This is a genomic window from Variovorax paradoxus B4 (genome assembly GCF_000463015.1).
In the GTDB taxonomy this organism is placed as follows: domain Bacteria; phylum Pseudomonadota; class Gammaproteobacteria; order Burkholderiales; family Burkholderiaceae_C; genus Variovorax; species Variovorax paradoxus_E.
On record NC_022247.1, the window covers coordinates 43651 to 57173 of the forward strand.

Annotated in this window: 18 protein-coding genes; 14 read left to right on the plus strand and 4 right to left on the minus strand. The window is 66.4% G+C overall.

Translation table 11 applies throughout. The features are described from left to right. Nucleotides 1-23: 23 nt before the first annotated feature. Complete coding sequence (gene gstA / locus VAPA_RS00205) at nt 24-632, minus strand: glutathione transferase GstA (RefSeq protein WP_021004746.1); 609 nt, start codon at nt 630-632, stop codon at nt 24-26. Nucleotides 633-819: 187 nt separating this feature from the next. On the opposite strand from gstA, the gene VAPA_RS00210 reads away from it, so the two are divergent. From VAPA_RS00210 to VAPA_RS00245, 9 genes are all read left to right on the plus strand, one after another. Beyond that, complete coding sequence (locus VAPA_RS00210) at nt 820-1005, plus strand: DUF1328 family protein (RefSeq protein WP_021004747.1); 186 nt, start codon at nt 820-822, stop codon at nt 1003-1005. Next, nucleotides 1005-1151: a hypothetical protein gene (locus VAPA_RS34770; protein WP_021004748.1), complete on the plus strand. Its 147-nt coding sequence runs from the start codon at nt 1005-1007 to the stop codon at nt 1149-1151. The genes VAPA_RS00210 and VAPA_RS34770 overlap by 1 nt, the downstream gene beginning before the upstream one ends. Nucleotides 1152-1432: 281 nt before the next feature. Further along, nucleotides 1433-3391, plus strand: coding sequence for a tRNA uridine-5-carboxymethylaminomethyl(34) synthesis enzyme MnmG (gene mnmG / locus VAPA_RS00215; RefSeq protein ID WP_021004749.1), 1959 nt, complete (start codon nt 1433-1435; stop codon nt 3389-3391). Further along, nucleotides 3388-4029, plus strand: a complete 642-nt coding sequence (gene rsmG / locus VAPA_RS00220; RefSeq protein ID WP_021004750.1) for a 16S rRNA (guanine(527)-N(7))-methyltransferase RsmG — start codon at nt 3388-3390, stop codon at nt 4027-4029. Before mnmG ends, rsmG begins: the two co-directional genes overlap by 4 nt. A gap of 116 nt (nt 4030-4145) precedes the next feature. Next, complete coding sequence (locus VAPA_RS00225; protein ID WP_021004751.1) at nt 4146-4760, plus strand: LysE family transporter; 615 nt, start codon at nt 4146-4148, stop codon at nt 4758-4760. A 7-nt stretch (nt 4761-4767) separates the two neighbouring features. Next, a complete protein-coding gene (locus VAPA_RS00230; protein ID WP_021004752.1) occupies nt 4768-5682 on the plus strand; it encodes a ParA family protein in 915 nt (304 codons plus the stop codon). Between the two features lie 40 nt (nt 5683-5722). Further along, on the plus strand, nt 5723-6271 hold the full coding sequence (locus tag VAPA_RS00235) for an RBBP9/YdeN family alpha/beta hydrolase (protein WP_021004753.1): 549 nt from the start codon (nt 5723-5725) through the stop codon (nt 6269-6271). Next, nucleotides 6271-7218, plus strand: a complete 948-nt coding sequence (locus tag VAPA_RS00240; protein WP_021004754.1) for a ParB/RepB/Spo0J family partition protein — start codon at nt 6271-6273, stop codon at nt 7216-7218. Before VAPA_RS00235 ends, VAPA_RS00240 begins: the two co-directional genes overlap by 1 nt. Nucleotides 7219-7326: 108 nt before the next feature. Then, nucleotides 7327-8229, plus strand: a complete 903-nt coding sequence (locus VAPA_RS00245; protein ID WP_021004755.1) for a CsgG/HfaB family protein — start codon at nt 7327-7329, stop codon at nt 8227-8229. A 79-nt stretch (nt 8230-8308) separates the two neighbouring features. Here the strand turns inward: VAPA_RS00245 and VAPA_RS00250 are convergent, their stop codons facing one another. Then, nucleotides 8309-9733, minus strand: a complete 1425-nt coding sequence (locus VAPA_RS00250) for an FAD-binding oxidoreductase (RefSeq protein WP_021004756.1) — start codon at nt 9731-9733, stop codon at nt 8309-8311. Nucleotides 9734-9819: 86 nt separating this feature from the next. Between VAPA_RS00250 and VAPA_RS00255 the strand changes: the two genes are divergently transcribed. The 4 genes from VAPA_RS00255 (at nt 9820) to VAPA_RS00270 (ending at nt 11962) form a co-directional block, all read left to right on the plus strand. Then, on the plus strand, nt 9820-10326 hold the full coding sequence (locus tag VAPA_RS00255; protein WP_021004757.1) for a DinB family protein: 507 nt from the start codon (nt 9820-9822) through the stop codon (nt 10324-10326). A gap of 13 nt (nt 10327-10339) precedes the next feature. After that, complete coding sequence (locus VAPA_RS00260; RefSeq protein WP_021004758.1) at nt 10340-10945, plus strand: cob(I)yrinic acid a,c-diamide adenosyltransferase; 606 nt, start codon at nt 10340-10342, stop codon at nt 10943-10945. Next, complete coding sequence (locus VAPA_RS00265) at nt 10942-11307, plus strand: hypothetical protein (RefSeq protein ID WP_021004759.1); 366 nt, start codon at nt 10942-10944, stop codon at nt 11305-11307. Before VAPA_RS00260 ends, VAPA_RS00265 begins: the two co-directional genes overlap by 4 nt. 136 nt (nt 11308-11443) lie before the next feature. Further along, entirely contained in the window at nt 11444-11962 is a 519-nt protein-coding gene (locus VAPA_RS00270; RefSeq protein WP_021004760.1) for a class IV adenylate cyclase, read from the plus strand. A 9-nt stretch (nt 11963-11971) separates the two neighbouring features. On the opposite strand, the gene VAPA_RS00275 is transcribed toward VAPA_RS00270, so the two are convergent. Continuing rightward, nucleotides 11972-12610, minus strand: a complete 639-nt coding sequence (locus VAPA_RS00275) for a GDSL-type esterase/lipase family protein (RefSeq protein ID WP_021004761.1) — start codon at nt 12608-12610, stop codon at nt 11972-11974. Between the two features lie 51 nt (nt 12611-12661). After that, nucleotides 12662-12844, minus strand: coding sequence for a hypothetical protein (locus VAPA_RS00280; protein ID WP_021004762.1), 183 nt, complete (start codon nt 12842-12844; stop codon nt 12662-12664). 218 nt (nt 12845-13062) lie between these two features. Here VAPA_RS00280 and VAPA_RS00285 point away from each other — a divergent pair, with 218 nt between their 5' ends. Then, entirely contained in the window at nt 13063-13503 is a 441-nt protein-coding gene (locus tag VAPA_RS00285; protein ID WP_021004763.1) for an RcnB family protein, read from the plus strand. Nucleotides 13504-13523: the final 20 nt, after the last annotated feature.

Here is a 13523-nt window from a genome sequence, read left to right on the forward strand (position 1 = left end):
TGCGAGCTTGTGCCGGCTTCTTCTTACTTCAGCAGGCCTTCGGCCTTCATCGCGTCCTGAACGGCGGGGCGGGCGGCCACGCGCGCGTGCCAGGCCTGGACGTTGGGCAAGTCCGAGATGTCGACGCCCGTGGGCTTGGTCCAGTTGGTGACGGTGAACAGGTAGCCGTCCGCCACGCTGAACTGATCGCCCATCAGGTATTGCTTCTCGGCGAGCTGGCCGTCGAGCCATTGGTAGCGCGACTTGAGCTTGTCCTTGAAGATGGTCTTGGCTTCTTCGGGCATGTTCGGGTTGAACAGCGGGCTGTAGCCCTTGTGCATCTCGGTGCCAATGAAGGTCAGCCACTCCTGCAGGCGATAGCGCTGCAGCGTGCCGGCGGCTGGCGCCAGGTTCTTGGTGGGTGCCATGTCGGCGATGTATTGCACGATGGCCGGGCCTTCGCGCAGGCGGGTGCCGTCGTCGAGCTCGAGCATGGGCACGTAGCCCAGCGGGTTGATGCCGTAGTAGTCGGTGCCGTCCTGCAGCTTGTGGCTCTTGGTGCTGGCCAGCACGGGCTCGAAGGCAATGCCTGCCTCATGCAGCGCGATGTGGGGCGAAAGGGAACAGGCACCGGGCGAGTAATACAGCTTCATGCGAAGAAATCTCCAGATGTAGGGATATGGATAGCGGGAATCGATCCATGGACGGAGGGATGCTAGCGGGTTTGTGCGCCGCGCGTTTGTCCTACGGCCGCTCGCGCGGGCTGACTATCGGGACGGCCCCGGCGGGTTTCTAAGCTCCTCCGCACGGTGGGCAGGGCCCGCTGCAAGGAGTTTTCAGATGTTGAAATACGCAGTTATCTTTGCGGTGATTTCATTGGTGGCCGGCCTGCTGGGCTTTGGTGGCGTGGCCGCGGGCGCGGCGGGTATTGCCAAGCTGCTGTTCGGCCTGTTCCTGGTGCTGGCGGTGCTGTTCGTGGTGCTGGCGGCACTGGGGGTCGGCGCAGTAAAAAAGGCGATCGATTGATGCAGCGCCTGGTACTGCGCTGGCCACGCGCCCGCCCGCTCGGCCTGCTGCTGCAGACCCCGGCGCATCGCGTGGTGCGGGTGCTGCTCGTCACGCAGTCGCACTGGCAGCTTCCTGAACACCGCTCGCGCCGGCGGCGTGTCTGAGGCGCGCATGCACCTCTCCCGCATCGAGGCGGAACTGCGCTACGAAGTGCATCGAAAAGCCCGTGCCCGTGGTGGAGTTGGCGGCCGCGGCGGGCCGAGACCCGTGATTGCCACAGATAGTTTGCTATAAAATATATAGCAAACTATCTGTGGTGGGCAAAGGATTTGCGTGGTTTTTATGCCATTAACCACGTTGCCCCCATTCTGGGCGCAAAAGGGCACCCCCGATTAAAATTGGTGCCCCCTTTGCGCAGCGCACGCGTCAGTGCGCCCCCTCTTTCATGCTGTATCCCGAAGAATTCGATGTGATCGTCGTCGGCGGTGGCCATGCCGGCACCGAGGCCGCGCTCGCGGCTGCCCGAATGGGCGCCAAGACGCTGCTGCTCTCCCACAACATCGAGACGCTGGGACAGATGAGCTGCAACCCGTCGATCGGCGGCATCGGCAAGGGCCACCTCGTGAAAGAGGTCGATGCGCTCGGTGGTGCGATGGCCATTGCCACGGATGAAGCAGGCATCCAGTTTCGCATTCTCAATTCGAGCAAGGGGCCGGCCGTGCGTGCGACCCGTGCGCAGGCCGACCGTGTGCTGTACAAGGCGGCGATCCGCCATCGCCTGGAAAACCAGCCGAACCTCAGCCTGTTCCAGCAAGCGGTCGATGACCTGATGGTGGAGGGCGATCGCGTGGTCGGCGCCGTCACGCAAGTCGGCATCGCCTTTCGCGCGCGCACCGTGGTGCTCACCGCCGGGACTTTTCTCGATGGCCGCATCCATGTCGGCCTCGACAACTACCAGGCCGGACGCGCGGGTGATCCGCCGGCCATCAGCCTGTCGGCGCGGCTCAAGGAACTGAAGCTGCCGCAGGGGCGGCTGAAGACCGGCACGCCCCCGCGCCTCGACGGCCGGAGCATCGATTTTTCGAAGTGCACCGAACAACCGGGCGACGGCATGCCGGGCGGGGCGGGGCCGATGCCCGTGTTCAGCTTCATGGGCCGGGTCGACATGCATCCGCAGCAGATGCCGTGCTGGATCACCCATACCAATGCGCGCACGCACGAGATCATCCGCTCGGGCTTCGACCGCAGCCCGATGTTCACGGGCAAGATCGATGGCGTCGGCCCGCGCTACTGCCCGAGCGTGGAAGACAAGATCAACCGCTTTGCCGACAAGGAAAGCCACCAGATCTTCCTCGAGCCTGAAGGCCTGACGACCAACGAGTACTACCCCAACGGAATCTCGACCAGCCTGCCGTTCGACATCCAGTACCAGCTCGTGCGCTCGATGCCCGGGCTGGAGAACGCCCACATCCTGCGGCCGGGCTACGCCATCGAATACGACTACTTCGATCCGCGCGAACTCAAGAGCAGCTTCGAGACCCGTTCGATCAAGGGCCTGTTCTTTGCCGGACAGATCAACGGCACCACCGGCTATGAAGAAGCTGCGGCCCAAGGCCTGTTTGCCGGCATCAATGCCGCGCTCCAATGCCGTGGCGAAGAAGCGTGGCTGCCGCGCCGGGATGAGGCTTATCTGGGCGTGCTGGTCGATGACCTGATCACCAAGGGCGTGACCGAGCCGTACCGCATGTTCACCAGCCGCGCCGAATTCCGGCTGCAGCTGCGCGAGGACAACGCCGACATGCGTCTGACCGAAGCAGGGCGCAAGCTGGGCTTGGTGGACGATGCGCGCTGGGATGCCTTCAGCCGCAAGCGCGACACTGTTTCACGTGAAACAGAACGCCTCAAGTCGATCTGGGTGAACCCGCGCAACCTGCCGGCGTCCGAATCCGAGCGCGTGCTCGGCAAGGCCATCGAGCACGAATACAACCTGGCCGACCTCTTGCGCCGGCCCGATGTGAACTACCAGACGCTGATGTCGCTGGACGGCGGAAAGTACAGCGCAGGGGCCGCGCTCAGTGAAACCGAGATCGAGCAGATCGAAATCTCGGCCAAGTACTCGGGCTACATCGAGCGCCAGCACGACGAAGTGGAGCGCGCTGCGCATTTCGAGAACCTGCGCCTTCCGGCCGATTTCGACTACAGCCAGGTCAAGGCGCTGAGTTTCGAGGTCCGGCAGAAGCTCGACAAGCACCGGCCTGAAACGCTGGGCCTGGCGTCGCGCATTTCGGGCGTCACGCCCGCCGCAATTTCCCTGCTGATGATCCATTTGCGAAAAGGCGGCCACAAGGCATTCAACCGCGACGCCGCCACGGAAGCCGCCGCAGAATCGCAGCCCGCCCAATGAGCGCGCCCATCGACACGCTGCGCCAGGGCGCGGCAGCCTTGGGCACGGCCTTGTCCGATCAACAAGCGGAACAGTTGCTGGCCTACGGCACGCTGATGCTCAAGTGGAACAAGGTCTACAACCTCACGGCGCTGCGCGATCCGGCCAGCGTGCTGACGCACCATCTGCTCGACAGCCTGGCGGCCGTGGCACCGCTGCAGCGCGAATGGGCAGGGAAGGGCAAGCTGCTCGACGTCGGTTCCGGGGGCGGCCTGCCCGGCGTGGTGATTGCCGTCATGCGGCCGGATCTCGAGGTGAGCTGCCTCGATGCCGTCGCCAAGAAGGCAGCCTTTGTCCAACAGGTGGCTGCCGAGCTCGAATTGCCCAACCTGCGCGGCCTGCACGCACGTGTCGAATCGCTGACGGGCAGCTATGAAGTCATCAGCTCCCGAGCCTTTGCCTCGCTGCCTGATTTCTTCAACGGATCCAAGCATCTGCTCGCGCCGGGCGGTGTCTGGCTGGCCATGAAGGGGAAAGTGCCCGCCGATGAACTTGCTGCCTTGCCCCAAGGTATCGCAGTGTTTCACGTGGAACAATTGACCGTTCCGGGCCTGGACGCCGAGCGCTGCATCGTCTGGGCGCGCCAAGAAGCGGCCTGAATCGCCAAAAAAGAAGCCGCCGCATCGGTGAAAGCCGATGCCGGATGGTCCCCGCCGGGCCGGCCTCGCTTAGACTCGACGCCTCCCCCCTGGCTCTCTTTCTCGAGGCAAATCCCATGTTCGGCATTGCTGACTACGGCGCATTCGTCGCCGCCATCGTCCTCTTTCTCCTGATTCCCGGTCCGGGCAACCTGGCGTTGATCACTTCGACCAGCAAAGGCGGAATCCGTGGCGGGCTGGCAGCTACGTTGGGCGTGATCATCGGCGACCAGTTCCTGATGTGGGCGGCGGTGGCGGGCGTGGCGGCCGTGCTGGCGGCGTATCCGGCCGCATTCAAGGCGGTGCAATGGCTGGGCGCCGCCTACCTCGCATGGCTGGGTGCCAAGATGCTGCTGGCCAAGCCCGGCGCGGCACCGATCCTCAACATTCGCCCCAGCCATTTCCTGCGCCAAACCCTCGCCATCACCCTGCTGAACCCCAAGGCCATCGTGTTCTACATGGCCTTCTTCCCGCTGTTCGTCGACCCGGCACGCCACCAGGGCCTGGTCACGTTCGGCGCCATGGCCGTGACGATTGCCGTGCTGACCTTCCTTTACGGCCTGACTTCGACGCTGCTCACGCACTTTCTGGCCGAGCGCATTCGCGCCAACCCGCGCATTTCGGGCACGCTCGAAAAGCTCGCGGGCGTCTTCCTGATTGCCTTCGGCGTCAAGCTCGCCATTTCCCGCTGATCCGAACATGGCCAAGATTTTCTGTATTGCCAACCAAAAGGGCGGCGTCGGCAAGACCACCACCACCGTCAACCTCGCCGCAGGGCTGGCCAAGGTCGGCCAGCGGGTGCTGATGATCGACCTCGATCCCCAGGGCAATGCAACCATGGGTTCGGGCATCGACAAGCGTCAGCTGGAGCTCACGGTGTACGACGTGCTGCTCGAGTCTGCTTCCGTGGCCGAGGCACGCGTCAAGGCCGACAAGCTGGTGGAGGGCGGCTGCGGCTACGACGTCCTGGGCGCCAACCGCGAGCTGGCCGGTGCCGAAGTCGAAATGGTGGCACTCGATCGCCGCGAAAAGCGCCTGCGCACGGCGCTGGCGGCGGTGGGCGCCGAGTACGACTTCGTGCTGATCGACTGCCCGCCGAGCCTGAGCCTGCTGACGCTCAACGGCCTGTGTGCCGCCCATGGCGTGATCGTGCCGATGCAGTGCGAGTACTTCGCGCTCGAGGGGCTCACCGACCTGGTCAACACCATCAAGCAGGTGCATGCCAATCTCAACAAGAACCTGCAGATCATCGGCCTGCTGCGCGTGATGTTCGATCCGCGCATCACGCTGCAGCAGCAGGTCAGCGAGCAGCTCAAGTCCCACTTCGGCGACAAGGTGTTCGACACCGTGATTCCGCGCAACGTGCGGCTGGCCGAAGCGCCCAGCTATGGTTTGCCGGGCGTGGTGTTCGATCCGGCCGCCCGTGGCAGCCAGGCCTTCATTGCCTTTGCCAGGGAACTGGTCGAGAAGCTGCCGCCCGCCAGCGCTTTTGCAGCGGGTGCGGTTGCGCCTCCCATTGCGTCTGTCGCCCCCGGGGCGCCCAACCTGGCCATTCCGGAGGACGTGCTGGCACCGGCGGCTGCTCCCGATTCCACCAGCGAAAAAAGCCTCTGACGCGGTCCACCATGGGCAAGCGCCATCAAGTTCGTCGCAGATGACAATTTCTTCCCGCATCCTCTTGCTGCCGGGCTGGCAGAACAGCGGCCCCGGCCATTGGCAAACCCGCTGGGAGTCCGCTTATGGCGACCACCGCGTCGAGCAGCACGAATGGATGCGCCCCCTGCGTGGCGACTGGTCCGCGCGGCTCGAGGAAGAAGTGCTCGCCGCGCCCGGCCCGGTCGTCTTTGCGGCCCACAGCCTGGGCTGCATCCTCGTTGCGGCCTGGGCCGCGCATTCGCGCAACACGCACAGGGTGCGCGGCGCGCTGCTGGTCGCGCCCGGCGACCTGGAGCGCGACGATCTGCGCCAGCTCATCCCAGGCTGGGCGCCCATCGTGCGGCAGCCGCTGCCGTTTCCTGCGGTACTGGTTGCCGCCAATGACGATCCCTATTGCGACGCCGCGCGCTCGCGGCAGCTGGCGGCCGACTGGGGCGTGCGCTTCGTCGACGCCGGCCCGGGCGGCCATCTGAATGCCGAATCCGGACTGGGCGACTGGCCCGAGGGCCGGAAACTATTGAACGAAATCTCGAAAGACAAGCACTGATGGCGACCAAGAAACCCAAGGGCCTGGGGCGCGGCCTCGAAGCGCTGCTCGGCCCGACGGCCGCGCCGGCCGCCGACAACGCAGGAACGCACGAGGGCGCGGCCGCGCAGAACCCGACCACGCTGATGCTCGACCAGATGGTGGCCGGCGTTTACCAGCCGCGCACCCGCATGGACGAAGGCGCACTGTACGAGCTCGCCGAAAGCATCAAGGTGCAGGGCATCATGCAGCCGATCCTGGTGCGCCGGCTCGATGCGGAATCGGCCGAGACCAAGAACGCCGAATTCGAAATCATCGCCGGTGAACGCCGCTTCCGCGCCGCCAGGCTCGCGGGCCTCGACCGCGTGCCGGTGCTGGTGCGCGACGTGCCCAACGAGGCCGCGGCGGCCATGTCGCTGATCGAAAACATCCAGCGCGAAGACCTCAACCCGCTCGAAGAAGCCCAAGGCCTGCAACGCCTGGTCTCAGAGTTTGGGCTCACTCACGAAGCCGCTGCGCAAGCCGTGGGGCGGTCGCGCAGCGCGGCGAGCAACCTGTTGCGCCTGCTGAACCTGGCCGAGCCGGCGCAGCAGATGCTGATGGCGGGCGACATCGACATGGGCCATGCCCGCGCGCTGCTCTCGCTCGACCGCGGCACGCAGATCACCGCCGCCAACCAGATCGCGGCCAAGAAGATGTCGGTGCGCGAAGCTGAAGCGCTGGTGAAACGGCTGGCGGCCGAATTCACCCTCACGCCGTCGCGCCGCAGCAACGACGGCGAGAAGTCGCGCGATCTGCAGCGCGTGGAAGAGGAACTGGCCGACCTGCTGACCGCCGAGGTCGAAGTCCGCATCAAGAAGCGCAGCAAGCGCGGCGGCAAGGTGGAGGAGAGCGGTGAGCTGGCGATTCACTTCGGCTCCATCGAGGCGCTCAACGGGCTGATCGAGCGCATCCGCCGAACGGCCTAGGCGCGGGGGCGTCCAGTCGGACATTCGCGTGATTGATTCTTGCAATCTTTTACGCGTATCCTCGCCGCTGACGTTTCAACACCAGATCCTGACGAGGGGGAGTTCTCCATGAAGTTCACGACAAAGTTTCCGGCTACGGCCGTGGCCGTGGGCGCGCTGCTGCTGCTGGCCGGCTGCGCGACCACCGACATGCAGATGGGCAGTCAGTCGGCCAAGACCATGGCCACCGGCAGTGCGGCGGGTTCCGCCACCGCAGGCGAAAGCAGCCAGCTCGAGCGCTGCGAATCGCCGCTCGGTACCGTTTCGCTGATCGAGAACGTGAATTCCGGCTGGTACACCATCCTCACCGGCGAATACCGCCTGCCGCCCACGGCCAACCTGCTGCGCCTCCTGGTGCAGCAGTCGAACTGCTTCGTGGTGGTCGAGCGCGGCGCGGCCGGCATGAATGCCATGACGCGCGAGCGCGCGCTCATGCAGTCGGGCGAAATGCGCGGCGGCAGCAATTTCGGGCGCGGCCAGATGGTGGCTTCCGACTACGGCCTTTCGCCCGAGATCGTGTTCAGCAACAGCGATGCCGGCGGCATTGGCGGTGCGCTGGGCGGCCTGGTGGGCGGCGGCCGCGGCCGCGCCCTGGCGGCCATCGGCGGCAACATGCAGACCAAGGAAGCCAGCGCGCTCCTGACGCTCATCGACAACCGCTCGGGTGTGCAGGTCGCGGCTTCGGAAGGCAGCGCCTCCAAGACCGATTTCGGCGCCTTCGGTGCCCTGGCCGGCCGGAGTGGCGGTGGCGGCCTCGGCGGCTACACCAACACGGCGCAAGGCAAGGTGATTGCCGCGGCGTTCATGGATGCCTTCAACCAGATGGTCCGTTCGCTGCGCAGCTACAAGGCGCAGACGGTGCGCGGCCAGGGCCTCGGTGGCGGCGGCCGCCTGGGCGTGGATGGCGGCGCTGCACCATCGCAGACCTACGTGCCGGCCGAGCAGCCGGCGCCCGCACGCCGCCGCAGGTAAGCAAGGCGCGCGGCCACCGACAAAAAAGCCCGGGGCTCTTGCGAGCCGCCGGGCTTTTTCATGGGCGCTTCCGAAGGGATCAGAGCGCGAAGATCTTTCCGGGGTTCATGATGTTCTTCGGGTCCAGCGCGCGCTTGATCGTGCGCATCATGTCGATCGCACCCACGCCCGCCTCGGTCACCAGGAAGTCCATCTTGTGCAGCCCCACGCCGTGCTCGCCGGTGCAGGTGCCTTCGAGCGCCAGTGCGCGGCTCACGAGCGAGTGGTTCAGCTCCTCGGCCTTCACGCGCTCTTCGGGAATGTTCGGGTCGAGCAGATAGCCGAAGTGGAAATTGCCGTCGCCCACGTGGCCGACCAGGAAGTAGGGGATGCCGCTGGCATCGGCCTCGGCGACGGAGTCGAGCAGGCAGTCGGCCAGGCGCGAAATGGGCACGCAGGTGTCGGTCGAGATCACGCGGCAACCGGGGCGCGACTGCACGGCCGCGAAATAGGCGTTGTGCCGTGCGGTCCACAGGCGCGTGCGTTCTTCCGGCGTGCTGGCCCATTCGAAGGCATTGCCGCCGTGGCCGCTCGCGAGCTCCTGCACCGTCTCGGCCTGCTCCTTCACGCCCGCGGGCGAGCCGTGGAATTCCATCAGCAGCATCGGTTCCTCTCGCAGGTTCAGCTTGGCGTGGGCGTTGACCATGCGCACCGTGTTCACGTCGATCAGTTCCACGCGCGCGATCGGCACGCCGAGCTGGATGGTCTCGATGGTGGTGCGCACCGCGGCCTCGATGCTCGGGAACGAGCAGATCGCGGCGGACACTGCCTCGGGCAGCGGATAGATGCGCAGTGTGACTTCGGTGACCACGCCGAGCGTGCCTTCGCTGCCGACCATGAGCCGCGTGAGGTCGTAGCCGGCGGACGACTTCTTCGCGCGCGTGCCGGTGCGGATGACGTCGCCGCCGGCCGTGACCACTTCGAGCGCCAGCACGTTCTCGCGCATGGTGCCGTAGCGCACGGCGTTCGTGCCGCTCGCGCGCGTGGCGGTCATGCCGCCGATGGAGGCGTCCGCACCGGGGTCGATGGGGAAGAACAGGCCCGTGCTCTTGATTTCATCGTTGAGCTGCTTGCGCGTGACGCCGGGCTGCACCGTGACCGTGAGGTCGTCGGCATTGACCGACAGCACCTTGTTCATGCGGGATACGTCGATGCTGATACCGCCTTGCACCGCCAGCAGGTGGCCTTCGAGCGACGAGCCGACACCGAAGGGAATGACCGGCACGCTGTGCTCGCTCGCGAGCTTCACCGCATCGGCCACGTCCTGCGTGCTTTCGGCAAACACCACGGCCGAAGGGGGCGGCGCATCGAACGAGGACTCGTCGCGGCCATGCTGCGTGCGCACGGCCATGGCCGTGGAACAGTTGCCGCCGAAGCGCGCTTTCAAACCCTCGATCAGGCTGTCGGGCACATCGCGCAGATGAAGCTCCGGCATCAGGTGCGAGGTTTGGGTCGGGGCGTTCATCGGGCGTCTCCTGGGGTGAAAGGGGGGCGGGGGCTCTGTTCGGTCATTTTACGGAGCGAGCACCATAATGCGCTTCGGAAAAAGCCATGAACCCTACGACCCTCGCTGCGCTCGCCGCATTCCCTTCGCAGCTCGAAGCCCACTACGCGGCCATTCCCGACGCGTTCCGGCATTGGGCGCCGCCTTCGTGGGAAGGCGTTCCCAGCGAGGCCTTCACGGCCATCGAGCAGCTCTGCCATGTGCGCGACATCGAGGTCGACGGCTACCACGTCCGCCTTCGCCGCACGCTGGAAGAAGGCCGCCCGACGCTGGCCTCGATCGACAGCGAGGCGCTTGCCATCGCGCGCGCCTATGGCATGGCCGACGCGACAAAGGTGCTGGCTGAATTTCGCATCGCGCGCGCCCGAACCATGGAAATCATCTCGAACCTGACGGACGTGCAACTTGCGCGCACGGCCGTGTTCGAAGGGTATGGACCGCTCACGATGCGCAGCCTTGTCCACTACCTCTGCAGCCACGACCAGCAGCATCTTGCGGGCCTGCAATGGCTGGCCGGCAAGATCGACGCGTCGAAGGCAGCCATCGCCGCATAAACCAGGAGCTCCCATGGGCAACCGACTCTCGCAGATCGCCACCCGCACCGGTGACGACGGCACCACCGGCCTCGGCGACAACACCCGCGTGCCGAAGGACCACCTGCGCGTGCACGCAATGGGCGACGTGGACGAGCTCAACTCGCAGATCGGCCTGCTGCTCTGCGAGCCCATGCCGGAGCCCGTGCGCGAGCTGCTGGTCGACGTGCAGCACCAGCTCTTCAACCTGGGCGGCGAGCTTTCGATGCCGGGCTACACGCTGCTCAAGGCCGAGGCACTGCTGCAGCTCGACAACGCGCTGGCCGAGCACAACGCCGCCTTGCCGCGCCTGGCCGAATTCATCCTGCCCGCGGGCACGCGCGCGGCCTCGCTCGCGCACGTGTGCCGCACGGTGGCGCGGCGGGCCGAACGTGCCGTGGTCGCGCTCGGCGCAACGGCCGAGCTCAACGACGCACTGCGCCAGTATCTCAACCGGCTCAGCGATCTGCTCTTCGTGCTCGCGCGCGTGCTCAACCGGATGAACGGCGGCGACGACGTCTACTGGAAGAGCGAACGCATGGCGCGCGCGGCGGCGGCGGATGCAGCCGAGCCCATCGACGAAGAAGGAAGCCCATCATGACAAAGAAGACATTTGCCCATGCATTCACGCAGGCCGCGTGCGGCGCCGTGTTCCTGCTGCTGTCCGCCGCCGCCGTCCACGCGCAGAGCGCCGACAATCCGCCCAAGGCGCAGCCCGCACACACGCTCAAGCCACCGCCGCAGGGCAGCAAGGTCGTGAACAGCGTGCAGCGCGGCACCAACGCCGCCGGCCGCGGCATCGACCGCGCCGAGAACGCGACGCGGCGCGGCGTCAACAACGTTTCGGAAAAAGCCAGCCGGCCGGTGCGCAGGGTGGGGGAGTCCTTCGGACGCAAGCTGGCGCCCGGTTCCAGCGGGCGTACTGCGCCGCCGCCTGTGGGGCCGCAGGGTAACGCGCCTTGATCTCGGCGTCTTGCGTGGCTCGCTTTGTTCAGGGCGCGCTCCCGCCGACGGGGGACATTCGCGGAGGGGAGTACCCGGTGGCCTGTGCACGCGCCCCGAACAAAGACAAAAGCCCGGAACACATCGACCACCCGAAATGGCAAGAAACATAGAGATCAAGGCCCGTATCGACAGCGTGGAACGCGTGGCACTCATCGCCGCGAAGCTCGCCGATTCAGGCCCTGTCGAAATCGCACAGGACGACACTTTCTTCCGCTGCGAAAACGGCGCCGATCGCCTCAAGCTGCGCACCTTCGCGCCCGACCGCGCCGAGCTGATCTTCTATCGCCGCGCCAACAGCAGCGGCCCGAAGGAATCGTTCTACCTGATCTCGCCCACCACCACGCCCGACACCTTGCGCGAATCGCTCACGCTCGCCTGGGGCCAGGCTGGCCGCGTGCGCAAGCAGCGCCGGCTCTTCATCGTGGGCCGCACGCGCGTGCACCTCGACCGCGTGGAAGGCCTGGGCGAATTCCTCGAACTCGAGGTGGTGCTGAAAGAAGGCGAGCCTGCCGAGGTTGGCACGGCCGAAGCGCATGCGCTCATGGCGCAGCTGGGCATTGCATCCGACCAGTTGGTGCAGGGCGCCTACGTCGACCTGCTGCAGGCCGCCTGAGCCTTGCCGTCAGCGCCAGCCTGCGGCCTTGAGCTGGTCGGCGAGCTGCTGCGCAACGCGCGCATAGCCCTCGGCATTGGCATGGATGCGGTCGGAGCGCAGCGATGCGTCCGACAGCACGCTCGAATACACATTGGGCACGAGCAGCGCCTGCCCCGTCTTCGCGACCTCCTCGTAGAACAGCGCATCGCTCAGCGAACCGACGGCTGCGCGCATCGCGTCGGGCGAGGGCGTGGCCAGCAGCGCCACGTAGGGCGTGTGCGCGCGCGCCTGGCTGACAAGGGCCGCGAGGTTCTCGCGCGTGGCCGCTGGCGACACGCCGCGCAGCATGTCGTTGCCACCGATGCCGATCAGGACCGCGTCGTAGCTGCCGGCGGCCAGCAGCGGCGGCAGGCGCTCCAGCGCGCCGGCCGAGGTGTCGCCATTGAGGCCCGCGTTCTCGATCTGCCAGCCGGTGAGCTCGCCCAGTTTCACGGGCCAGGCGGCTTCGGGCGGCGCGCCGTAGCCGAAGGTCAGGCTGTCGCCCAGTGCGAGCACGCGGGCATCGGGTTTCAGTGCGGCGGCGGAAGACTTGCGCTTGCCGCAGGCGGACAGGATGGCGGCTGCGGGCATGCCGGCCAGCAGGTGGAGGAGGTGTCGTCGCTTCATGCTGCGTGCGAGCTTAAGCGCAGTCCAGGAGTCGCCTGCTTGCGCCTTCGCTCAATCGGAACGCTTGAAGAAGCGGTACAGGCCCGCAACCAGCATGACGGCGCCCAGGAGAGCGCCGGCGGTCTGGCCGCCTTGATAGCCGCCGATTCCAGCAGGCGGGCCCGACATGAGCCACCTCAGGAGCATGCCCCCGCCCCACACGATGCCGATGGCACCAATGATCTTGTCACGCATGTTGATGGATGGCGCCTCCGCGCCTGATGGTTTGCAGGCCCATTGTCGCCAGAGCCCCGGGCCCGGCGCAAATCAGTTCCGCGAAAACCGGCTTGAAGGACAACGCGCCGCCCCGATACCAGCACTTACCTGATTTCACCTGACCGCGACCTGATGGGCGCAAGGCAGACACAAGCGCCGCTGACAATGGACTCGTCATCAACACGAAGGAGTTCCAGATGATCATCAATTCAAAGAGCATGGCCGTCGCTGCTGCGGCGCTCGCGATGTGCATGGCAGCGGGAAGCGCCTTCGCACAGGACCGAGGCCACGATCGCGGCCATGACCGCGGCAACGATCAAGGCAACGGCCGCTACGAACAGCAGGACCGCCGCTTCGACCGGCATGACAACCGCCGCGGCGACCGCGCCGGTCGCCAGGACTATCGGCCGGGCCGCCAGTTCGACCGCGCCGGCTACCCCCAACCTCACGCAGAGTGGCGTCGCGGCGGACGCGTGCCCAGCGAGTACCGTGGCCGCAACTACGTGGTGAACGACTGGCGCGCCTATCGCCTGCAGCAGCCGCCGCGCGGCTACCAGTGGGTGGGCGTGGGTGGCGACTATGTGCTCGCGGCCATTGCCACCGGCGTGATCGCCCAGATCATCGTGGGCAGCCAGTAAAGAGCCTTGCGCGCAGGCCG